General features: G+C 53.1%; 25 protein-coding genes and 1 pseudogene. All 26 read left to right on the top strand.

All coding sequences use genetic code 11. The annotated features are described in order from the left end of the window. Positions 1 to 699 precede the first annotated feature (699 nt). Positions 700 to 1,190, top strand: a pseudogene (locus tag K5D32_RS24945) (reverse transcriptase domain-containing protein); the annotation flags it as partial. Positions 1,191 to 1,390: 200 nt separating this feature from the next. Beyond that, positions 1,391 to 1,654, top strand: a complete 264-nt coding sequence (locus tag K5D32_RS24940) for a flagellar biosynthetic protein FliQ (protein ID WP_221602225.1) — start codon at positions 1,391 to 1,393, stop codon at positions 1,652 to 1,654. A gap of 20 nt (positions 1,655 to 1,674) precedes the next feature. Beyond that, positions 1,675 to 2,418, top strand: coding sequence for a flagellar biosynthetic protein FliR (locus K5D32_RS24935; RefSeq protein ID WP_221602224.1), 744 nt, complete (start codon positions 1,675 to 1,677; stop codon positions 2,416 to 2,418). Next, complete coding sequence (locus K5D32_RS24930) at positions 2,415 to 3,488, top strand: flagellar biosynthesis protein FlhB (RefSeq protein ID WP_221602223.1); 1,074 nt, start codon at positions 2,415 to 2,417, stop codon at positions 3,486 to 3,488. The genes K5D32_RS24935 and K5D32_RS24930 overlap by 4 nt, the downstream gene beginning before the upstream one ends. Continuing rightward, a complete protein-coding gene (locus K5D32_RS24925) occupies positions 3,485 to 5,569 on the top strand; it encodes a flagellar biosynthesis protein FlhA (protein WP_221602222.1) in 2,085 nt (694 codons plus the stop codon). Before K5D32_RS24930 ends, K5D32_RS24925 begins: the two co-directional genes overlap by 4 nt. Beyond that, the gene (locus K5D32_RS24920) at positions 5,566 to 6,276 is read left to right on the top strand and encodes a flagellar hook-basal body protein (RefSeq protein ID WP_221602220.1); all 711 of its coding nucleotides are present in this window, start codon (positions 5,566 to 5,568) and stop codon (positions 6,274 to 6,276) included. Before K5D32_RS24925 ends, K5D32_RS24920 begins: the two co-directional genes overlap by 4 nt. Positions 6,277 to 6,291: 15 nt before the next feature. Next, a complete protein-coding gene (locus K5D32_RS24915; RefSeq protein ID WP_221602218.1) occupies positions 6,292 to 7,065 on the top strand; it encodes a flagellar hook-basal body protein in 774 nt (257 codons plus the stop codon). Between the two features lie 110 nt (positions 7,066 to 7,175). Continuing rightward, positions 7,176 to 7,772 (top strand): flagellar basal body P-ring formation chaperone FlgA, encoded by a 597-nt coding sequence (flgA, locus tag K5D32_RS24910; RefSeq protein ID WP_260407526.1) that lies wholly within the window; start codon positions 7,176 to 7,178, stop codon positions 7,770 to 7,772. Next, positions 7,759 to 8,337 carry a flagellar basal body L-ring protein FlgH gene (locus K5D32_RS24905; RefSeq protein WP_221602216.1) on the top strand — a complete coding sequence of 193 codons (579 nt, stop codon included), beginning with the start codon at positions 7,759 to 7,761 and terminating at the stop codon, positions 8,335 to 8,337. The genes flgA and K5D32_RS24905 overlap by 14 nt, the downstream gene beginning before the upstream one ends. Continuing rightward, entirely contained in the window at positions 8,334 to 9,443 is a 1,110-nt protein-coding gene (locus K5D32_RS24900; RefSeq protein WP_221602214.1) for a flagellar basal body P-ring protein FlgI, read from the top strand. Before K5D32_RS24905 ends, K5D32_RS24900 begins: the two co-directional genes overlap by 4 nt. A gap of 9 nt (positions 9,444 to 9,452) precedes the next feature. Further along, positions 9,453 to 9,830: a hypothetical protein gene (locus K5D32_RS24895; protein ID WP_221602212.1), complete on the top strand. Its 378-nt coding sequence runs from the start codon at positions 9,453 to 9,455 to the stop codon at positions 9,828 to 9,830. Between the two features lie 2 nt (positions 9,831 to 9,832). Then, a complete protein-coding gene (locus K5D32_RS24890; RefSeq protein WP_221602210.1) occupies positions 9,833 to 10,228 on the top strand; it encodes a flagellar basal body rod protein FlgC in 396 nt (131 codons plus the stop codon). 1 nt (position 10,229) lies between these two features. Beyond that, positions 10,230 to 10,535, top strand: coding sequence for a flagellar hook-basal body complex protein FliE (gene fliE, locus K5D32_RS24885; protein ID WP_221602208.1), 306 nt, complete (start codon positions 10,230 to 10,232; stop codon positions 10,533 to 10,535). Positions 10,536 to 10,538: 3 nt separating this feature from the next. Then, positions 10,539 to 11,915 (top strand): flagellar basal-body MS-ring/collar protein FliF, encoded by a 1,377-nt coding sequence (gene fliF, locus K5D32_RS24880; RefSeq protein WP_221602206.1) that lies wholly within the window; start codon positions 10,539 to 10,541, stop codon positions 11,913 to 11,915. A 4-nt stretch (positions 11,916 to 11,919) separates the two neighbouring features. After that, positions 11,920 to 12,360, top strand: coding sequence for a hypothetical protein (locus K5D32_RS24875; protein ID WP_221602204.1), 441 nt, complete (start codon positions 11,920 to 11,922; stop codon positions 12,358 to 12,360). Continuing rightward, positions 12,347 to 13,087, top strand: coding sequence for a FliH/SctL family protein (locus K5D32_RS24870; RefSeq protein WP_221602202.1), 741 nt, complete (start codon positions 12,347 to 12,349; stop codon positions 13,085 to 13,087). The genes K5D32_RS24875 and K5D32_RS24870 overlap by 14 nt, the downstream gene beginning before the upstream one ends. After that, complete coding sequence (locus K5D32_RS24865) at positions 13,065 to 14,417, top strand: FliI/YscN family ATPase (RefSeq protein WP_221602201.1); 1,353 nt, start codon at positions 13,065 to 13,067, stop codon at positions 14,415 to 14,417. The genes K5D32_RS24870 and K5D32_RS24865 overlap by 23 nt, the downstream gene beginning before the upstream one ends. Further along, a complete protein-coding gene (locus tag K5D32_RS24860) occupies positions 14,407 to 14,868 on the top strand; it encodes a hypothetical protein (RefSeq protein ID WP_221602199.1) in 462 nt (153 codons plus the stop codon). Before K5D32_RS24865 ends, K5D32_RS24860 begins: the two co-directional genes overlap by 11 nt. Then, positions 14,858 to 15,628 carry a hypothetical protein gene (locus tag K5D32_RS24855; protein ID WP_221602197.1) on the top strand — a complete coding sequence of 257 codons (771 nt, stop codon included), beginning with the start codon at positions 14,858 to 14,860 and terminating at the stop codon, positions 15,626 to 15,628. The genes K5D32_RS24860 and K5D32_RS24855 overlap by 11 nt, the downstream gene beginning before the upstream one ends. Continuing rightward, positions 15,618 to 16,040 (top strand): flagellar hook assembly protein FlgD, encoded by a 423-nt coding sequence (locus tag K5D32_RS24850; RefSeq protein ID WP_221602195.1) that lies wholly within the window; start codon positions 15,618 to 15,620, stop codon positions 16,038 to 16,040. The genes K5D32_RS24855 and K5D32_RS24850 overlap by 11 nt, the downstream gene beginning before the upstream one ends. Further along, a complete protein-coding gene (gene flgF, locus K5D32_RS24845; RefSeq protein ID WP_221602194.1) occupies positions 16,040 to 17,218 on the top strand; it encodes a flagellar basal-body rod protein FlgF in 1,179 nt (392 codons plus the stop codon). The genes K5D32_RS24850 and flgF overlap by 1 nt, the downstream gene beginning before the upstream one ends. A gap of 9 nt (positions 17,219 to 17,227) precedes the next feature. Continuing rightward, a complete protein-coding gene (locus K5D32_RS24840) occupies positions 17,228 to 17,959 on the top strand; it encodes a FliM/FliN family flagellar motor C-terminal domain-containing protein (RefSeq protein WP_260407525.1) in 732 nt (243 codons plus the stop codon). Between the two features lie 14 nt (positions 17,960 to 17,973). After that, positions 17,974 to 18,279 carry a FliM/FliN family flagellar motor switch protein gene (locus tag K5D32_RS24835; RefSeq protein ID WP_221602192.1) on the top strand — a complete coding sequence of 102 codons (306 nt, stop codon included), beginning with the start codon at positions 17,974 to 17,976 and terminating at the stop codon, positions 18,277 to 18,279. Next, entirely contained in the window at positions 18,276 to 18,617 is a 342-nt protein-coding gene (locus tag K5D32_RS24830; RefSeq protein ID WP_311775799.1) for a hypothetical protein, read from the top strand. The genes K5D32_RS24835 and K5D32_RS24830 overlap by 4 nt, the downstream gene beginning before the upstream one ends. A 10-nt stretch (positions 18,618 to 18,627) precedes the next feature. Further along, positions 18,628 to 19,350, top strand: coding sequence for a flagellar type III secretion system pore protein FliP (gene fliP / locus K5D32_RS24825; protein WP_260407524.1), 723 nt, complete (start codon positions 18,628 to 18,630; stop codon positions 19,348 to 19,350). Positions 19,351 to 19,372: 22 nt separating this feature from the next. Beyond that, positions 19,373 to 20,077, top strand: a complete 705-nt coding sequence (locus K5D32_RS24820) for a sigma-70 family RNA polymerase sigma factor (RefSeq protein WP_311775798.1) — start codon at positions 19,373 to 19,375, stop codon at positions 20,075 to 20,077. Positions 20,078 to 20,444 lie beyond the last annotated feature (367 nt).

Below are 20,444 nucleotides of genomic sequence, written 5' to 3'. Positions count from 1 at the left end.
GCGGTTGCCACATGCTCAATCGGTAGAAGATTACGAAGCGCTGTTGCCGTGGAACTGCTCACCGGAAATGCCACGGTAAACGAACTGCCTATCTTGCGGTAGGTGGGGTTTGTGGAGCGGATACTCCTCAACAAGTCCCGTAACCGCATTAAAGTGTTGTATTCGGGGTGTGTCACGAACGCTGGCGTAAGCCTGCGGTGCTGTATCCAAGATGGGAGGAGGCCTCCCGGAGTCTGCTTGCAGGAGCTGGCTTCAAACCGCCCGGTGTTGCTGTGCCCAAAAGGCGTGGTAGTGAGCGATCATTGGAAACGGCGCCAATGATGGCGTCAGGTACGTATTGAGAAGATAAGCGAAAGTAAATCGTCCGAAGACGCATAGTTAAGTATTCAAGCCCTGTCAAAACCGAGGTTGCCCAGTAATCTCGGAATCAGTCTGGAGGCTACCTGCCTACCGTCCAGATGGCAGTCGGTGTATAGGCGGCATGAGTTCAATACAGGCTTTGATATGGAGCGTGAGACCTAGCCTTTGATGCCAAGGGAAATGACAAGCGGCTATTATCGCAATGAACAATTCCGATGCAAGGGGCTAGGGGCGGAGCCATTCGTAGTAGTGATGAGGCTATTGTAATGAGAGCGGAGCGAAGGGATGGTGTTGCCCGGCTGACTGGTGCTGTCAACTCGCTGGGCGAGGAGGAGCGGCATGAGTACAGTAAGGTCATACAAAACAGTTTGGGAGGCCTTTCAGCGCGTGAAAGCCAATCGAGTGCTGCTGGGATAGATGAGCAGTCTATTGCCCAGCTCGAGCAGAAGCTGCAACGGAACCTGTACAAGGTCTGGAACCGGATGTCATCCGGCTCTTACTTTCCACCGCCTGTAAGGCAGGTGGAAATTCCGAAGCAATCAGGAGGCAAACGCAAGCTGGGTATTCCAATGGTGGCGGATCGAGTGGCCCAGACGGTCGTCAAGCTGCTCATCGAGCCTGAGCTTGACTGTCTTTTCCACAAGGACTCGTACGGGTACCGGCCGGGAAAGTCGGCCAAACAGGCAGTAGATGTCACCCGCAGACGCTGCTGGAATATGAGCTGGGGGGATTTCAAGGGAGCCTTTGAACGCATTGATCATGGGTTGTTGCTCAAGGCGGTCAAACATCACATCAAGGATGAGTGGATCATCTTGCATATCGAGCGATACCCCTTGTCGGGCTCGGCCTAAACCCTTTGTTGTTGCTGGGTTCTCTCTAGAAAGAACGCAGGCACCGCCATTTGTATCCGAATTGTAACGTTATGTTGTGTTGCTTGGTGTCATAATGATACTATTTTGAACAGTGGTCGTTGCCATTGTGCTGTGGCGTGCCCAGAGCTCACCTTCGATTTGGCTCATTTGGGGTACGGATGAAGCAGGACTTCATGCTATACGCGCTCAAAGACGCGCTTCTGACAGCCGCAATGGTGGCGGCTCCGCTACTACTCGCCATTCTGATCGTCGGGCTTTTTGTCAGTATTCTGCAGGTCGCTACCCAGATTCAGGAAATGACCCTGACCTTCATTCCCAAGCTGATCGTGACTGTCGTCATACTCTTGGTTTTTGGGGGCTGGATGCTGACAATCCTCAAGCAGTTCGCACTCAGTGCATTAACTCGGGCCGCTAGCTTCTAGCTTCGTTTTTGGTGTGGGTTGTGCTGACTTCTTTCTTCCTCAATGCGCTTCTGGTGTCGGTCAGGTTGATTCCGCTGATAGTGGTTTCCCCCATCCTGTTCTTTTCGCGCATTCCATTAACCGTAAGATTGCTCCTGGCATTGATGTTGTCAGCAGTGCTGGCCAGCGGCATGACTATGGCTGATGCCCCCGTCTTCACGTTACCGGTATTGCTGGGTGAGTTGTTGTTGGGCGTGCTGATGGCGTTTGGTTTTCATGCCGCTCATGCAGGTGTTGATATGGCTGGAAAGTTGATCGACACGCAAATTGGTTTGAATGCTGCGGGGGTTTTCGATCCCGGCACGTCCAGCATGACCGGTTTGACGGCTGAGTTACTGGCCTGGTCGTTGGGCGCGTTATTTCTTGTGCTTAATCTGCATCATGATCTTCTCAGGGTATTTGCCCAGCTTCTTGTAGCTGTCCCTCCTGGCAGCGTTTCGCTTTCCGCGCTTTCCATGCCCCTGGCAACGGTCATGACGCAGCAGTTCTTGTTGGCGTTTATGATCGTCGTCCCTGTGATACTCGGGTTATGGCTGGTTGATGTCGCGTTTGCATTTTTGTCCCGATCCATGCCCCAGGCCAATGTCTATTTTCTGTCCTTGCCCGTTAAGTTAGGTATAGGCATGTTTATTTTCATTCTGACCTTGCCAATGATCGTGCAGCGTTTACCGCTTCTGATTGAAAATGCTCTGCGGTTTGCTCTTTCGTCGGTAGGTACACAATGAGTGATCAACAGGATAAGAGCGAAGAGGCCACGCCTTACAAACTCGAAGAGGCTCGTAAGAAAGGCCAGGTTCCCCGCAGTCCTGACCTGTTGTCCTTTACTATGTTGCTGACATTTTTGATGGTTTTCTCGGCTATTGCGTATTCGCTGGCCAACTTGATCGCGACCCATACGCACTGGTGGTTGGGCAATGCCGGTCAGATGGGGCAAGGGTTTGGTTATCTGGTCGAGCAGGGCGGGTACAGTTTGCGACAAGTGGTGTACGGGCTTTTACCGCTTATTGGCGCACTGATCATGATAGCTGTCCTGACCAACCTGCTATTCAGTGGCCCGGTATTTTCAATGATCGCTTTGAAACCCGATTTCAAGCGGCTTCACCCGATTCAGGGCCTCAAGAAGATTTTCTCGCGACGCATGTTCACTGAGCTGATCAAGGTGCTGATCAAGGGCATGTTGTTTACGCTGGTCTTGTATTACCTGTTTCAAAGCATACTGTCCCAATTGTTGGGTATGGCGACGATATCTCCCCTCGAATTGCCCCAGGTGGGTAAGCAATTGCTAATACAGTTGGGTTTTGCTGTGCTGGCGGTGATGGCGGCTGCGGCGTTGTTCGATATTTGGTATTCGCGGCGCGAGTTCAGCCGACAGATGCGTATGAGTCGTCGGGAAACGAAAGACGAGCATCGGCGTCGTGAGGGGGACCCTGAGGTGCGCTCCAAGCGCAAAGGTATTCAGCAAGCGCTTCTGAAAAAGGCTGCTGCATTGGGGCAGGTCAAGGATGCCGATGTCATTATCACCAACCCGACCCACTACGCTGTAGCTCTGCAATATCGACCTTCGAGCATGCTTGCACCCAAGGTGCTTGCCATGGGGCGCGGCCTACATGCCAGGCGCATCTGTCATGTCGCCAGAAAGCATCAGGTGCCGATATTACGTCGTCCACCTTTGGCGCGAGCTCTGCATGCATTGGCGCGGATTGATTCAGCGATCCCTGATTCGACTCAGACCGATGTTGCGCGTATCTATCGCTGGGTGATTGCGCTGCCGGGAAATAAGGTACTTGCTTCGTGAAGCCTATATTGTCACGCATGCTTTCCGAAGGCAGTGACCTGCTGTTGGCCATAGCGGTCATCGCCATTTTGCTGGTGTTGTTTACTCCAATTCCTACGTGGTTGTTGGACTTGCTGCTGCTGACCAATTTTGCCGTTGCGCTGATGGTGCTTTTGGTGACATTCGATATCGACAAGCCGTTGAGCTTTTCGACCTTTCCGTCACTGTTGTTAATGACCACGTTGTTCCGTTTGGCACTGAACATCTCTGCAACGCGGCTTATCCTGACTGATGGAGATGCGGGATTAGTCATCTCTGCTGTGGGCACTCATGTCGTGGGTGGCAACTATGTGATCGGGTTTGTGATCTTTTTGATTCTGGTCGTTGTGCAATACGTAGTGGTTACTAGCGGTGCACAGCGCGTAGCCGAGGTTGCCGCCCGTTTCACTTTGGACTCGTTGCCGGGTAAGCAGATGAGTATCGACGCTGATCTGAATATGGGCATCATCGACCAGGAAGAAGCCAAGCGTAGACGCAGTCAGTTGGAGCGTGAGTCGAATTTTTACGGGGCCATGGATGGTGCCTCCAAGTTCGTCAAAGGAGACGCCATTGCTGGCATTGTAATTATCGCGATCAATATCATCGGCGGTTTGTCGGTTGGTATATTGCAGAAGGGCCAGAGTTGGGGGGATGCGCTGCATCACTATACGTTGCTGACGGTTGGCGACGGCATTGTAACGCAGATCCCGTCGCTGATTATCGCCGTTGCTGCGGGGATCATCATTACACGCGCGGCGACTGATGCGCGGCTTGGGCCTGAGCTGGGACGGCAGGTGTCGGCTTATCCCAAGACATTGGTGGTGGTGGCTCTTGTCACGCTGTTTCTGGCGATGATGCCTGGGTTGCCCTTGATTCCGCTCATGATGCTGTTTTCCGCTTTTTCCGCGGCGGCCTGGTTTTCCTATCGTAAATTGCGGAGCAAGCCCAGCGCAGGCGAGGATTCGCAACAGGATCTGCTGACAGGGCAAGACAGCGAATCCGAGGATATCTACGCGTTGATCAGTACTGATGCGTTTGAACTGCGTTTAAGTGCAGATCTAGCCGCTCACGTTTTAGTTGCGACTAGTACGTTGAGCTTGCGCATCGACAATTTACGCAAGCAGTTTGCAAAAGATTATGGCTTTGCGTTGCCGCAGCTAAATGTTCATGCCGACAAGAAGCTGACCAACGGTACTTATCAGGTTTGTGTACAAGGCGCGGTGATTGCTTCGGGCGAACTGGAATTCGATAAGTTGTTGGCGATCAATCCCGGAGGCGCCACGCTCGTGCTCGAAGGGCGGGCGACCAAAGAGCCTACCTACGGGCTTAAAGCGCTCTGGATTGACGTTGCGCAACGTGCTCAGGCACGTACGGCTGGATACACCTTGGTTGAGCCCGATACGGTACTGCTGACCCATTTGTCCGAGCTTGCACGCCGATATGCGCCGGACTTTCTGACCCGTGCCGAAACTGAACGATTGATAGAGAAGAAGCGCGCGGGCCTGGGTAGCTTGGTCGATGAACTGGTGCCTCAGGTGCTCAGCTATTCGGACATCCAGCGAGTGCTGCAACTGTTACTGCGTGAACAGGTGTCCATTCGAAACCTTGAAACCATTCTCGAAGTGCTTGTAGATGCGGGACGTAGTAACAAGAACGCCGAAGATCTCGTTGAGCGAGTACGCGAACGTCTGGGCGCGGCATTGTATGAGCGTTTGGTCGACAAAAACGGTGAACTGAATGTGCTGACGATCGCGCCGCAGTTGGAAGGTTACATGCTGGCTGCCGCACGTCCTCGCGAAGGAGTACAAGCTGCGCTATTGCCTGCTCAGGAGTTGGAGCGATTTATCACTACGGTTGCCCGAGAGGCGGAACGGCAACTTAGTAGTAATAAACAACCAGTGCTGCTATGCGCTGTACCGTTGCGACGTCTCTTGCGAGCTTTCATGTCTCGAGCCGTGCCGCACATGGCGGTGTTGTCAGTCAATGAAGTGGGGCAGCACGCCCGCGTAACCTCGGCAGGCATGATTGATTTGCCTGGTTTCCCTAGTCTGGAGTCTCCATGAGCGACTTGATCATGCAGCTGGCAGGGGTCATCCAGCGTGATATCAACAATTTGAAAGCTGTGTCGCAGAACGTCGCTAATGCCAACACCTATGGCTACAAGGCTGAGCGCACATTCAATGTTATGGCTTCAAATGTGGCCGGGCTTGGCGTAGCGAGTGGGCTTGATGAAATCCAGTCGCAGACATCGATCAGTACCGACGGCGGTGCGCTGAAACATACTGGGCGCGGTACAGATTTGGCGCTATCAGGGGACGCCTGGTTTGTGCTGAAAACGTCGGATGGGGCGCTTTTAAGTCGCGACGGACGCTTTCAAGTCGATAAGACGGGTTATCTGGTCAGCAAGGCAGGTTATCCGGTTCTGGCAGAAGATGGCCCACTGCATGTGGGGGACGGGGTTCTGAAGATCGACGCAGGTGGTGAGGTCAGTGTTGATGATCGCCCGGTCGCTCGTCTGAGCCTTGTGCGTGTCGACAATCCACAGCAGCTACTCGCTGTTGGGGATGGGTTGTATGCGGCCAGTACCGGGATCACGCCCGCCAAAAGTTTTGTTGTGCATCAGGGATTACTGGAACGCTCGAATGCGGACATGGGCTCTGACATGGTGAAGATGATGGAAGTGTCGCGGCATGTCGAAACCATGCAGCGAGCGCTATCGGCTTATGACGGCATGCTCAACAGCGGCATTAATCAGATAGGCAAGAACTGATCGAGGAGTGTGGTTGTGATTGATTCATTGAGTATTGCCAGCTCTGGTCTGACCGCGAACCAGGCCTGGATCGACAGCATTTCAAACAACGTCGCTAACATGCAGACCATTGGTTACAAGCGCAGCCAGGTGGATTTTCACGACATGGTTCGCGAGGTTGGAACCCGTGACAATGGCGGCGGAATGACGGAGACCTTGTTGACTGGAGCTGGTATCCAGGCCTCGCAGCCGAATCAGGTCTTCAGCCCGGGCACGATCCGTGAAAGCGGGAATGCATTGGACGTGGCCATTCAAGGCGATGGTTTTTTTGAAGTGGCGTTGCCTACGGGGGAGCTGGCATACACGCGTGCAGGCCGTTTTCATCTCGATAGCGAAGGTCAACTGGCAATGCCGGATGGGCAGACGCTGACGTCCGATCTGCGCGTTCCGCCGGATGCGCACAATCTGGTTATCAAACAGAATGGAGAAGTCCAGGCGACTATCACCGAGACTGGAGAGGTGATCAGTGTAGGTAAGGTACAACTGGCCAAGTTCGGCAGTGCCGAATCGTTGAAGAAACTCAGCGACGGACTTTATCGACCGACTCAGGCCAGTGGTGAAGCCATTTATGCCGAGCCGGGGCGAGACGGTCAGGGTGTTCTGCTGCAAGGCTATGTCGAGATGTCGAACGTCAACCTGATCGACGAGATGAGCGGGCTAGTGCTGGCCCAGCGTGCCTACCAGATGAATGCGAGATTGCTACAAGCCAGCGATCAGATTTTGGAAACTATCAATAACCTGCGTCGTTGACTCTCATGAATATTTATTGGTTGGCCGGAGTCGTACTGTGGCTCGCAAGCGTTGGCCATGTCAATGCGGCGCCCGGTTCTGGTTGTGATGTTTCGGCGACAAGTCATGCCTTGACAACGGCCACCCAGCGTATTCAGGAACAGTTGGCTACGCCGGAGGTTGAGCTTCAGCTCACGCCTATTGGTGAGCTACCGACCATGATGCATCCGCAGATCAGGTTGTTGAGCCAGAGCATCCGCAGCCGAGTACCGGTCTCTTTCAGTGGCACTGTGTGTGGCCAGGATCGACCCAGCGTGGTGACTGTGTGGTTCAAGGTCCAGGCATGGAAGCAGACGTGGATCTATGGCCGCAACGGGCGAGCCGACCAGGCTTTGGTAGATGTTCAACCTTGGATGGAACGAGTGGACTTGGCAGCGACACAACTGTCCCCAAGCGACCTGCCTGGCGACATTGAAGGGCAGTGGCTGAATCAATCGGTCAATGCCGGTATGCCGGTGCTTAAGCGTCATCTCAAGGTCGAGCCACTGGTTTACCGCGATGCTCCGGTGACTGTGGTGGTCTTCGGTACCGGGTTGATGTTGCGTACCGAAGGCAAGGCACTGCGCCCTGGCGTTTTGGGAGAGCGGATACCGGTCATGCTGGACGGTGCCGAGTCGAGTCTGATGGCGGTGGTCACTGGTAAAGGAGAGGTTCATGTGGCGAAGTAACGTGCGCACAGCATGGCTTGTCATGTTGTTAATGCCGGGAGTGGTCTGCGCACAGAGCATGATCAATCCTGATGGTTACCGGTCCCTTACTGGCGACCGTCGTGGTTATCACCTGGGTGACACCCTGACGGTTCTAGTGGTTGAGTCCACCACCGCCCAGAGCGCGGCCGGAACCGGAGCCGACAGCAATACTGATATTTCCGCACGCACTGGCCTGAACGGTAGCAATCATCAGGCGAGTCTGGGCTTGAGAGGCGATACCAATGGGGCTGGGCAGACTAACCGCAGCGGGCAGATTCGCACAAACGTCTCAGTACGGATCATTGAACAATTGCCTGAGGGCTTGTTGCGTGTTAGCGGCGAGCAGCGGGTGACAGTCAATGATGAGAAACAGCAGGTGCGAATCACCGGTCTGGTTCGGCCTGATGACATTGCCTACAACAACACGGTGTTTTCCTATCGTCTGGCGGACGCACAAATCGACATCGTCGGTGATGGCGTGGTGACCGATGCGCAGAAACAGAACATTGTTTTCCGGGTGCTCAAGTGGCTGCGTGTCTTATGAAAATGGTTGCTCGATTGCTCTCGGGGCTGTTGCTCGCCCTTTGGTTACAGCCTACGTTGGCTGATGTCCGGATCAAGGAACTTACGCGTATTCAAGGCGTGCGGGACTACGCCATTATCGGCTACGGCCTGGTGGTCGGGTTGGCTGGCACCGGCGATACCGATCGCAATCGTGCTACTCGCCAGTCTCTGGTCAATACCCTGAAAAATTTTAACGTGAACGTCGCTGACGGTGATCTCAATACCCGTAATACGGCAGCTGTAATGGTCACTGGTAACCTGCGGTCGTTCAGTGAGTCGGGTGACAAGCTGGACGTCGAGGTTTCTTCCCTGGGTGATGCTCGCAGTCTGTTAGGCGGAACTCTGTTGATGACTCCCTTGTACGGTCCAGATGAAAAACTATATGCCTTGGCCCAAGGGCCCATGTCAGTGGGGGGCTACGTCTTTGAGGCCAACTCTAATTCCGTGCAGAAGAACCATCCGACGGTTGGACGTATTCCTCGGGGCGCTAGCGTCGAGCGCTCGGCTTTTTCAGAAAATGATGGGGGATCGAGAAACCTGGTGCTGATTCTCAACGAGCCGGACTACACCACGGCGCAGCGTATCGCCGATGCCTTGAGTCGCGAGTTGGGCGTGCCCGGTGTACGTGTAGTGCATGCCGCCAAAGTTGAAGTGCCTGTCATGGCCGGCATGATCGTGCCTCGATTGATTTCACGGGTACAGAACGTTTCAGTTGCACCTGATTATACCGCTCGGGTGGTTGTCAATGAGCGCACCGGGACGGTAGTAGCCGGTGCCAATGTCCGGTTGGGCGAGGTCAGCATTTCCCAAGGCTCCTTGAGCGTGGTGATCAGTACTAAGTTTCAGGTGTCGCAGCCGTCTTGGGGCGCGCGTACTGGGTCGAGCGTCGGTACGGTGGTTGTTCCCGATACCGAGTTGACCGTGAATGAAGAAGAACATGGCCCGGTAAAGCTGGCCGAGGGAGCGACGGTTGGGGATCTGGTAAAAGCTCTAAATCAGGTTCGATTGAGCACGCGAGAAGTCATCACGGTGCTGCAAGCTATCAAACAGGCGGGCGCTCTGCACGCCGAACTTATTGTTCAATAGGAAAGATTGATGTCTGCCGATATGAGTCTTGCAATAGAGACTGTTCGTTTTGCCATGAGCCTGGAGCAGTTGCGGGCGAAGGTTGCAGCGCACAACATTGCCATGGCCAACGTTCCGGGGGGCAAGGCCATGCGCCTAAACAGTTACGAGCCAATGGCTGCTTTGCGTGGTTTGCACAACGACCCTGAGTTGTTCGGCCAGGCGTTGCGTTCGCTTCAGGACAGTGAGTTGACGCCCTATCTGCAAAGCTATACGCCGGTTTCGCCATTGGCACTGGACGGCGAAGTCGCACAGGCATCCGCTGCGAGTGGTCGCTATCAGGCCTTGGCGGATGGCGTGTCGCGACAGTTTGCATTGATGCAATTGGCTATCCGGGGAGGTCGCTGAAGATGCCTTTGGACAATATCGGTGAGATCGTTCGCGGCAGTATGGCCTATGAGCGCTCAAGAGTTGAGGTCGCGAGCTACAACCTGGCGATCGCTAACGTGGCGATAGGACCGGGCGAGCGTTCGCCTTTACTCAGCGTGTCTCCTCCAACCAGTTTTGCCGGTCGGCTGGGGCTGAATCAGCCTGTTATCCAAACCCAGACGCGTAGCGATAGCCGTTTGGTTCATGAGCCGAACCATCCTATGGCTGATCAGAACGGTATGGTGCATTACCCGAACATTGAAGCCGCAAGGGAAATGGCCACTTTGGTATCAGCGACACGTGCCTATGAAGCCAATATTCGCTCTTACAACAGCTTGCGCGAAATGACGCTCAAAGCCTTTGAAATTGGAAAATGATATGACTGCAGCCATTGCGCCTGTTGCGTTAACCACCGACTTTCTCCCTGCGTCTGCCATGGTGGACGGGCCTATGGGCCACCAGGGCACCGATTTTGTGGGGCTGTTGAAATCTGGAGCCACGCAATTGAGTGCGCAAACCGGACAAGCCAGTGAGCTTCTGCAGGCTTATGCGCTGGGTGAAAACATAGCACCTCATGATTTGGTCATGGCCATGGAACAAGCAAAGTTGTCACTGCAATTGGCTGTGGAAGTTCGCAATCGTCTGGTAGATGCCTACCAGGAACTCACCCGGCTGCAGATATAACTCATGGAGAATCAACCGGTGTCCTCGTTCCTGGCAGGTCGTACCCGCGTCTTTCTGGTTGGCGCTTTGCTGATTGCCGGCCTGCTGGCGGTATCGGTATGGTGGGTGGTCCGACCGCAATATGTGGCTTTGTACAAAAATGCAGATGAAGCATCTCAAGCTCAGATTCTGGCTACATTGAGTCAACGCCATGTGCCGTATCGGATCAATACGCAGCAAGGTGCGATCGAAGTCCTGGCTGATCATGCTGCCTCTGCACGCATGTATCTGGCAGAGGCAGGCATCCCGACCCGTGGGGGTACCGGCTTTGAATTGTTCGACAAGGCTGACTACGGCATGTCGGAGTTCAGCCAGAAGATCAATTACCAGCGGGCGATGGAAGGAGAGTTGGCGCGTACGATCATGAGCATGTCCGAGGTCGAGTATGCACGCGTACACCTGACCTTTAAGAAAACCAGTATCTATCAGCAGTCGGAAGAACCGCCCAAGGCGTCGGTGATTGTTCGTCTACGTTCCGCGGGGGCCCTGTTGCCTCAACGGGTCAGGGGTATTCAGCAACTGGTGTCGTCTGCGGTGGAGGGCATGACGCTCGAACGTGTCTCGGTGCTCAATGATGATGGGCAAGTGCTAAGTGCAACGGATGGCGTAGCGGCGGCACCGGAACATCTACAACTGACTGCCCAGGTCGAGCAGGCGCTGAAGCTTAAAGCTGAAGAGTTGTTGGAGCGCCCTCTCGGTCATCGCGGTGTCGATGTTTCGGTGCGAGTATTGATGAACTTCGACCGAGTCAAATCAATCAGCGAGCAACCGCTAACAAACCAAATGCGTCGTGAAAAACGCAATGAGTCTAGCGAAAATTCAAGCGGCGAATCGACTAGCAAGCGTTCTCAATCCAATCGGGAAATTGACTATGAAGTCGGTAAGTCGCGTGCTGAGACTGAGCATGCGACTGGCAGGATTGAGCGTATCACCGTCGGCGTAGTGCTTAGCACACCCGTCTCGAACGCGCAGATGAAAGACATTCAAGCCTTGCTCGAGGCCGCCTTGGGGCTCGATTCCAAGCGGGGTGACAGATTGGTGATGGTGTATATCCCTGATATGCCTATGCAGGAAAAGACATCAGTAGTAGAGAGTCCACCACACTCGAATCCGGTAGTTGATCCCGTGCTGTCTGAGCCCGTCAATGATGACGGAGCGTTACCTTGGGCTCGATTGATAGGCATTGGGTTGTTGGTCGTTCTATTGACCAGTCTGTTAATGCTCTTGGCTAAAAGACGTAGCAAAACAGTACCCGCTCCAGTCACTGCACCACGAATGTCATCGGTCGATCGCGAGCAATTGCTCGTGGATTTACGACGTTGGCTGCTGGAGGGACGTTAACGCCATGGAGTTTTCTGCGCTTCGTAAAGCGGCTATCCGCCTCGCTTGTTCTCATGCCGAAGACCGTGACTGGATTCTCGCACGGCTTAAGCCTGATGAGCGTCGAAAGGTTGAAGAGCTGTTGGATGAAATAAATGATCTGGGATTGACGAGCGATCCCAACATCGTTGCCGCCATGATGAGCGAGCTGCCTGCGCCCCTAGTGACGCCGAATAATGTCCGACTGAAAACGCAACTTTCAAAGGCAACACATCCCTTCTGGGCCGCTTTGGTGCTTCAGATGGAAACTCCGGCTGCCCGTCGTGAAGTGTTGGGTATCTTGGCCAACACTGCCGACATTCGTCGGTGGGACAGCAAGTTTACCAAGCAGGTAATGCCGCCGGCGTTAATGGCTAGCTTGAAAGCCCGTATGGACTTACAGGAGATGGGTGATGAGCAGCGCTAAGCCACCTTTACCGTCCAAGGTGTTGCGTCAACCTACTCAAAACTTGGGGGTTCGACGTTTGCCTGTACTCGAAGGCTACGCCCAACCGAAGTCTCCACATACTCAGGAACCTAAACCGGACATCAGAGTGGCTTTGCGTGAGTCATTCGCGTTGGAGCTTGCAGAGTTAGAGCGGGATAGTCGTGATAAAGGGTTGGCGCAAGGATTGTCGGAGGCCGGGAACGGTGCCCGGGTGCAGCTGACTCAGGCACTTGCTCAGCAAGAACAGCAATGGCTGAAGAAGGAGGCCTCTTTGCGTGCGGCGCTTGAAGCGGAACGCCTCCAGCTTGCGCAATTGGTCGAAGCCCTGAAAGAGCAGCAGAAACAATTGATATCGGCCATGGAGCCCTCAGTGGGGCAACTCGTGCTGGGGGTAGTGACGCGCATGCTGGGGCAGCATGGTGATACGCGTTCTTTAGTCGCCGACCTGGCAAGGCAGGCCATTGAAGAGTATCGATTGGCAGATCCTCTGCGGATACGAGTTGCTCTGACCGATTATCAGGCACTGCTTCGATTGGCCCCGAATGACGCGTTGTTAAAAACATTTATTGTTGATCCACAGGCCGCTTCAGGGAGTTGTTTGATTGATTTTGAAGGCGGTCAACTGGATGCCGGCGTGCAATCACAATTGGCTAGCGTTGCATCGGTGTTGATCAAGCAAGGAGATGGCCGTGTGGCAGGCGCTTGAGAGTCGACTGCTTGCGCAACTGGCCCAAGCTCGTCTTTGTCGACGTGTGGGGCGTTTGAGCTCGATTCAAGGCATGGTTCTGCATGCGACCGGGCTGGACGTCCGGCTGGGCGAATTGGTGGATATTCACCCGGCGCGAGGTGGCGATGTCATCTCAGCCGAAGTGGTCGGTCTGCGTAGTGAGTCAACTTTGTTGATGCCTTACGGTCCGCTGGATGGTTTGTGTCTTGCCAGCGAAGTCCACGCACATGGAGCGCCCTATACCGTTCCCGTGGGGGAGGGTCTGCTAGGTCGCGTTCTGGATGCGACCTGCAAGCCACTGGATGACTTTCCTGCACCCGAAGGGTTGAAGCGGATGCCTCGTTTCGTCGCCCCGATCAACCCTCTGCACCGTTCGCCGATCAGTACCACGTTGGCCACTGGTATTAAGGCTGTCGACGTTTTCACGCCGCTTGGACGTGGTCAGAGAATCGGCATCTTTGCCGGCAGTGGGGTTGGTAAGAGTACGTTGCTGGGAATGATGAGCAAGTATGCAGAGGCCGATGTAATAGTAATCGCCTTGATCGGTGAGCGTGGTCGAGAGGTGGGAGATTTCATTCGCGACAGTCTGGGGACTGATGGTTTGAAAAAAGCCGTGGTGATAGCAGCGGCGGCAGAGCAGCCCGCTGTTCTGCGACGTCAGGCGGCCTATACGGCCACGACCATCGCCGAATGGTTTCGGGTGCAAGGCAAGCATGTGCTACTGATCATGGACTCGATCACCCGCTTCGCACTGGCGCAGCGTGAAATCGGGCTTTCAACGGGGGAGCCCATGGGCAGCCGAGGCTATACACCCTCGGTGTTCGCCTTGTTGCCGCCCTTGATGGAGCGCGCTGGAGCGTTAAATGGGCAAGGCTCCATCACTGGGGTCTATACCGTGCTGGTCGAGGGAGATGACATGAATGAGCCGGTGGCTGATCACATGCGTGCCATTCTCGATGGACATATTGTCTTGAGTCGCAATGTCGCTGCACGTGCTCATTGGCCTGCGATTGACGTTTTGCACAGTATCAGTCGACTTGCTGGAGCCCTTCAAACTCAAGAGCAAAAGGCTCAGGTTGAGCGCCTTCGGTCGGCACTTGGCAGCTACCAGAGCAGCGTTGATCTGATTGAACTTGGTGTCTATGAGAAGGGAGCGCAGCCATTGTTAGACACTATGATCGATCTTAAGCCTGAGTTTGAGGCGTTGCTACAACAGACCCCCCAAGAACATTTCGCGACATCGAGTACTTGGCAAGCTGTTTTTCAACTTTGCCATCGACTGGAGAAAGGGGTAAGCAGTGCAAGCTGAATGGCGCAAGTTGTGGCAATTGGATGCGGCTTTTCGCTTACGTACCATGCAGCGTGAAAAAGCTGAGCTTGCCTACACCCGTTGTTGTAGTGAACTGGCACGAGCAGAGTGTCTGTTAAGCGAGGAAAAGTTTCACTACAACAGTGTTCAGGCGCGTTTCGAGGAACTTGGGCAGATTGGCGTCACGCTTGACCCTGCCCTGCATGAACAGCGTCTATTGGCGCAGAATGCTGCTTATCAGCGGCTTGAGTCTGCCCATCAGCCGGTTACTGACGCACTGCGCCAGTTGTATTTAGCCAAGACCCAACTGCTCAAGTGCAGGAAAAACGAGGATCTGATTGGTAAGGCGAAGCATCAGTTACGGTTACGGCTCGATAAGGCTATGCGTAATGTTGAAGCCGTCGACATTTTTGATGCTCAGATAGCTCAGGGAGCTTGGTATGGCTACTAAAGTAGGGGCTTCGTTATGGGTTCCTGTGGCCGATCAACAACGCGCGCCCATTCGCGAAACGCAGGCCAGGGAGTTCGAGCGCAAGATTGGGTTGCGTGATCATTCAACGGCGGCGAACGAAAACTCGAATCCGCAGAATAACGAGCACAGCTTTTCGGAACAGCGATTCCCATATGCTGAGGACTCTCAAGCTGGTGTTACCCGAACTCTGCGGCGAGGCTCGGGGGATGATGAGTCCAAAGCAGTAGGCGCGCTTGAACTCTATGCGCTTGGTATGCATGCCGGGAGACATCTTTCTTACCTTCCCAATATGTTCCCAGAGGAGCTTGGCATATCAGGCATTGCTCCAGTAGTTGAGGAATACAATTACTCAGCGGCCTTGAATTCGTCGTCGGTTGATTCGGCGACTTTCCTAATGCCCAGTGCATTTTTGATAAAAACCTCTGAGGGACAAAGCGAAGACCCTGTCGGTATTAAGCGGCAGGAGATTGAAGTTTCCACCAGCCGGCAGCTCCTGAGTTATTTCAGTTGGAGATGGCCTGACCGACATTTTCAGTTCTTGCCTCGTGGAAAAGGGCTCGAGTTACTGGTCCGTGACTATCAACTTACATCTCAAGAGCGCGATGAGCTGATAGATGAGTTATCTCGCCGGGCATTATCGATGCCTGAGCGCCCACAGCAGATTTGGCTGAATGGGGAAGAGGTCTGGCGCGCGTCGTCCCCGTCGATTGATTACAAAGGTGAAAATGATGGCCGTTGAAGCGATTGGTAGCGAGCTAAGTTCCACCACCTCCGAGTTGGCCCAGAGTCGTTTGGGGCAAGAAGATTTCATCAAGTTATTTTTGACCGAACTGACGTTTCAAGACCCTCTGGAGCCGATTAATAATCGAGAGTTTTTGGCGCAGATGGCGCAGTTTGCCAACCTTGAGCAGACCCGGGTCACCAACGAAAACACGAATAATCTAGTGTCCATGAATGCCACGTCACAATCCTTGGAGCTACTCGGGCGGCAAGTGGAGGTCAACATCACTAACGGTGGGACGGTGATTGGTTCGGTGACGGCGATTGCGTTTTCATCGACGGGCCCAGTGTTATCTGTCAGGCAATCCGACGGTTCCGTTTTGACGGACGTGCGCTTGTCTCAAATCAAACTGGTTAGACAGGGGGCGTGATGCTACAAGCTTTCTTTAACGGAATGAGTGGCCTGTTTTCCTTTGCCAAGGGGTTGGATAACGTATCTAACAATGTGTCGAACATGAACACGCCCGGCTACAGAGGCAGTGATACTTTCTATCGCGCGGTTAATGGGCAAGATGGACAGAGCTTCGGTTCGGGTATTGCCGGCACGGAAGTCCGCATCAAACCGGGCGAGAACCGCCAGACAGGCAACAACACCAACGTGGCTATCAATGGTGCTGGTTACTTTGTGCTACGCGACGAGCAGGGTGCTTTATCGTATACGCGCGCTGGGCAATTCCAAGTCGACAAGGACGGCTATCTTGTCGATACCATCAGCCAGCGTCGTGTGGCGGGTATCGATTCGGCAGGAAGCTTGGTGGATATCAATATTCAGGGGCAGCGTACTCTGCCGCCAAAAGCCACTACTCGCGTTGAGATGGTGGGCGCATTGGCTCGCAGCGGCACTGCGGACTCGACTTACCAAATCAACTCGATTCAGGTTTTTGATGAGACGGGAGCAACACGTACCCTGAGTGTCAAATTCGAGCCGCAAGCGACACCAGCCAATAGCTGGAACGTCACCGTTTCGGATGCGAGTGGCGCGCAATTGCAGACCGGAACTATTGCGTTCGGAGCCGATGGCACTCCCATCTCAGGCTTCAACACTTTATCGGTTCCTCTGACAGCTAATAGCGCTACTCAGAGCATTCTGCTGGATTTCGGTACACCTGGTAGTTTTAACCTGGCTTCGCAGATCGCCAGTGGGCCAAGCCACACGTTGAGCGCTCGCGTGATCGATGGTAGTGCGATCGCAGGTTTGAATACCTTCATATTCGACGAAAAAGGCATTCTCAAGTTTACCTATGCGAATGGCGAGCAGCGCGATGGGAGTCAAATCGCATTGGCGGATTTCTCTGATGAAAGTGCACTGATCGCAGGTGCCAACTCGCTTTATCACTCGCCATCCTCCATGCAAGCGCAATTTGGCCGGGCAGGAGAGAAGCAGTTCGGCCGAATCCAAGGTGGTTATCTGGAGTTGTCCAACGTGGATTTAGCGCAAGAGTTCGGCGACATTCTGATCATTCAACGGGGTTATCAAGCTAGTTCGAGAGTAATGACTGTTTCCAATGAGATGCTAGAGCAGTTGTATAACGGAACGAGAGGTAGCTGATTAATGAGGATGTTAGGGTTTGTCGGCACGACTCGCCTGCGCATGGCGTGTGAGCTATTGCCTCCGGTGATTAGGCACTGGTATGAGCAATGGTGTTTCGGTAACGAGCTTCACACATGCAAGGTGGATTGCTCGCCCTTTGTTGATGTCGAGGAGTTTTTCTGTCCACTGGTTTGGCAGCGTGCCAAATCAGCCAGTGGTTCAATTCTTCTAGCGGGCAATTGGCAGTCAATCTTATTTGGCTCTTTCGCAGGCGAGGTTCCAGGTGACGACACTGCCGACCATTTGCTGTGCGATGCACGGTTGGCATTGATCAATTCTGTATTTGCAGAGCTTGGGGTAAGTGATGTCTCACTCTTGGAGAACGAGTCCTTGCGGCCATCTTTAAATGCGCTTGACTCCCAAGTATTGCTGCAACTACATGTTGGTCAATCGGCAGTGTATTTATTGCTGGATGCCGCATTGCTTAATGGTGTGCTTGAACCTCCCGTCCTCCGTAAAGAGTTGGTTGATCGCAAACAGGCGCTAGGTAATGCCCGCGTGAAGCTGTCCGTGTGCCTGCCTCTAGTGAGTCTCTCTATCGGTGAAATAAAGGATTTGCATCCCGGCGATACCTTACTGTCCAGCGCCTTATTAGCCGAGCCCGTTTCGTTACAATTGGCTGAAGGCGTCGTTGTGGCTGGCGGATATCTGGCAACACAAAACGATCATTTGGCCGTGCAATTAAAGTCTATCAACTAATCAGGAGTATAAATGTGTCCGCAACGGTAGATACAATAGAGCTGGAGGAGGCCAGAGTCGTGGCCAATGACGATTTGTCACCGCTAATCAAGCGGGATATGAATTTGATCAAGCATGTGGTAGTGGAATTGGTGGTACAGATTGGTAATGCCTCCATGACCGTGGACGAGTTGTTTGCCCTAAAGTCTGGAGACGTCGTCAAGTTATTGGAACAGGTCCATGAACCTGCATCGCTGTGCTTGGACGGCAAGCCGGTTGCTAGAGGCAATCTGGTGGCCGTGGATGATAATTTCGGTATCCAATTGACGGAAATATTGTGACTCCTGAAGTAGCCCAACCTATTGGATTAGCGCTGCGGCAGGATGATCCGCTGTCTTCGGTTCTAATGATCAAGGTGATGCTGATTACAGCCTTGCTATTGGCGATATTCTATATTGCGATACGCTGGTATGCGCGAAGTCATGCCTCATTTTCCGATACAACGTCGAGCCGGACCGAGTTGCAGTGTGTGCGTGCATTGCGACTGTCTACCAAGACCAAGGTTTATCTTCTCAAGACCGAAACATTTCAGGTGCTGGTAACAGAGTCTTCTAACGGAGCCACAGTGACCGTGCTATCTCCACATTCTTCAGCTTCTGCGTTGGATGCTCACCCTTGAAGTATTCGATATGACTAGCCGTTTGTTTTTTTTAGTATTGAGTGGCTTTGCCCCGTATGCGTCAGCGGCTGATGACTTCTCTGATTGGGGAGGTATGCACATCAACCAGATCCAGTCTCCGGTCAGCATCGCTGTTTTATTGACGGTACTGTCATTCCTGCCGTTTCTGGTCATCTCTCTGACTACATTCACTCGCAATATCATAGTTTTATCATTGACCCGGCAGGCATTGGGGCTACAGCAGACGCCACCGAATATCGTGTTAATTGTATTGTCTATGTTCTTGACGTTATTCGCCATGGCACCGACATTAGAGAAAGCTTATGACTCGGGTATAAAGCCATTTCTTGCTAACAAGGTGGGATTTGAAGATGCTGCTTTGCAAGGCTGGGTGCCGATTCGTGACTTCATGCTCCGGCAGGTCCATGAAGAAGACTTGCGGCTGATTTATGAGTTGTCCCAGGAGCCGCTGCCGCAAGGACCGGAAGGACTATCGCCGGTTAAATTGATACCGGCCTTCATGTTGAGCGAACTGAAAATTGCTTTTCAGATCGGTTTTATGATCTTTTTGCCGTTCCTGATTATCGACCTGGTCGTAGCGTCAATTCTGATGTCCCTCGGGATGATCATGGTACCGCCCATCACTATTTCCCTACCGCTGAAAATCATGCTGTTTTTATTGATCGATGGATGGGGGCTGATAGCCCAGACATTGGTGCGCAATCTCGGATAGATTAGATGCGGAGCCTTCCAAGGTGACGGACACCAATATTGAAGGGAATGATGAGCATGTCTTGTGGTGTGACTGGCTGGACGGGAAAACTGACTCGTCCAGAAGTCGGCTGTTTTTTTTCTACAGTCGATGGCTCAGAATGATTACCGGACTTTTATATTCCCGATACCCGCATCCGCTAGCGGAGTGGGGAGATTATGTAAACCTGGCATCGATAGGCCTGTTGCAGGCGATAGACCGGTTTAATCCATTATTGAGCACACGTTTTCAGTCCTATGCTGAACCTTATGTAAAGGGCAACGTCCTTAAAGGGCTATCTTGTTATGTGAGCGATCAACGCCGCTATTATCGAGAGCGACTGGAAAGTATTTCCGTGGCAGAGGATGGGCAAATGGAGTCCAACCTGGAGCAAGTGGCGAGTGTCGCTATTGGCTTGGCGTTCGGGTTATTTCTGGAGTCTGGGATCGTCGATCAGGAGCCCAGGGATAATAACCCCCTGAGCCTCTACGAAGTCGAGCGTGATAGCGATACGCTGAATGAGTGTGTGAAGCTTCTTTCTGCGAATGAGCGGCAAGTCATTGAAGGCCACTATCATCAGTATTTAAGTTTCACGGAAATAAGCGAATTGCTGGGTGTCTCAAAATCACGGGTTTCACAGTTGCATGCTCAAGCTCTTAAAAGTATCCGGATGAGCCATGAAAGATTGATGGCTGGAGATAGATGGTAGCCAGCGTTGAGGGGGAACCAGATAGCTCTGGTTGCGGTAGGAAGCTTAATTAGGATAGTTGTAGGGATATTAATTTTAGAAAACATAATAATTTCAATGTAAAATAGGTGCTTATTAATCTATTTGAGTTCAGGTTCTGAGCCGGAATTTAGCCATTTAAATCAAGGTCTTGCGTCGTTTCTCCTGAAGGCGAATACCAATGACAGCTGATGCGTCATTGGGCTTTCAGAAGTGAAAACGTGCAAGACCTTGTTTTTTTACATCCGGAAACAAAGTCGCGTGCTCTGTTTTGTAAGGTAACCGCTCCATAAACCACACATTCAAAGCCGCCGTGTGATCCCGGATGCTGTGCTCCCGATTTCTTTCT

The organism is Pseudomonas cichorii, from assembly GCF_019719005.1.
GTDB lineage: Bacteria > Pseudomonadota > Gammaproteobacteria > Pseudomonadales > Pseudomonadaceae > Aquipseudomonas > Aquipseudomonas cichorii_E.
This window is presented reverse-complemented; position numbering and strand designations above follow the sequence as displayed.

Bases quoted from the DNA above. Each gene is read 5' to 3' on its own strand.
- K5D32_RS24900 (WP_221602214.1), top strand. From the start codon at position 8,334: ATGAAAATGGTTGCTCGATTGCTCTCGGGGCTGTTGCTCGCCCTTTGG.
- fliF (WP_221602206.1), top strand. From the start codon at position 10,539: ATGGAGAATCAACCGGTGTCCTCGTTCCTGGCAGGTCGTACCCGCGTC.
- K5D32_RS24870 (WP_221602202.1), top strand. From the start codon at position 12,347: ATGAGCAGCGCTAAGCCACCTTTACCGTCCAAGGTGTTGCGTCAACCT.
- K5D32_RS24940 (WP_221602225.1), top strand. From the start codon at position 1,391: ATGAAGCAGGACTTCATGCTATACGCGCTCAAAGACGCGCTTCTGACA.
- K5D32_RS24855 (WP_221602197.1), top strand. From the start codon at position 14,858: ATGGCTACTAAAGTAGGGGCTTCGTTATGGGTTCCTGTGGCCGATCAA.
- K5D32_RS24930 (WP_221602223.1), top strand. From the start codon at position 2,415: ATGAGTGATCAACAGGATAAGAGCGAAGAGGCCACGCCTTACAAACTC.
- K5D32_RS24920 (WP_221602220.1), top strand. From the start codon at position 5,566: ATGAGCGACTTGATCATGCAGCTGGCAGGGGTCATCCAGCGTGATATC.
- fliE (WP_221602208.1), top strand. From the start codon at position 10,230: ATGACTGCAGCCATTGCGCCTGTTGCGTTAACCACCGACTTTCTCCCT.
- K5D32_RS24850 (WP_221602195.1), top strand. From the start codon at position 15,618: ATGGCCGTTGAAGCGATTGGTAGCGAGCTAAGTTCCACCACCTCCGAG.
- K5D32_RS24905 (WP_221602216.1), top strand. From the start codon at position 7,759: ATGTGGCGAAGTAACGTGCGCACAGCATGGCTTGTCATGTTGTTAATG.
- K5D32_RS24875 (WP_221602204.1), top strand. From the start codon at position 11,920: ATGGAGTTTTCTGCGCTTCGTAAAGCGGCTATCCGCCTCGCTTGTTCT.
- K5D32_RS24865 (WP_221602201.1), top strand. From the start codon at position 13,065: ATGGCCGTGTGGCAGGCGCTTGAGAGTCGACTGCTTGCGCAACTGGCC.
- fliP (WP_260407524.1), top strand. From the start codon at position 18,628: ATGACTAGCCGTTTGTTTTTTTTAGTATTGAGTGGCTTTGCCCCGTAT.
- K5D32_RS24840 (WP_260407525.1), top strand. From the start codon at position 17,228: ATGTTAGGGTTTGTCGGCACGACTCGCCTGCGCATGGCGTGTGAGCTA.
- K5D32_RS24895 (WP_221602212.1), top strand. From the start codon at position 9,453: ATGTCTGCCGATATGAGTCTTGCAATAGAGACTGTTCGTTTTGCCATG.
- K5D32_RS24890 (WP_221602210.1), top strand. From the start codon at position 9,833: ATGCCTTTGGACAATATCGGTGAGATCGTTCGCGGCAGTATGGCCTAT.
- flgF (WP_221602194.1), top strand. From the start codon at position 16,040: ATGCTACAAGCTTTCTTTAACGGAATGAGTGGCCTGTTTTCCTTTGCC.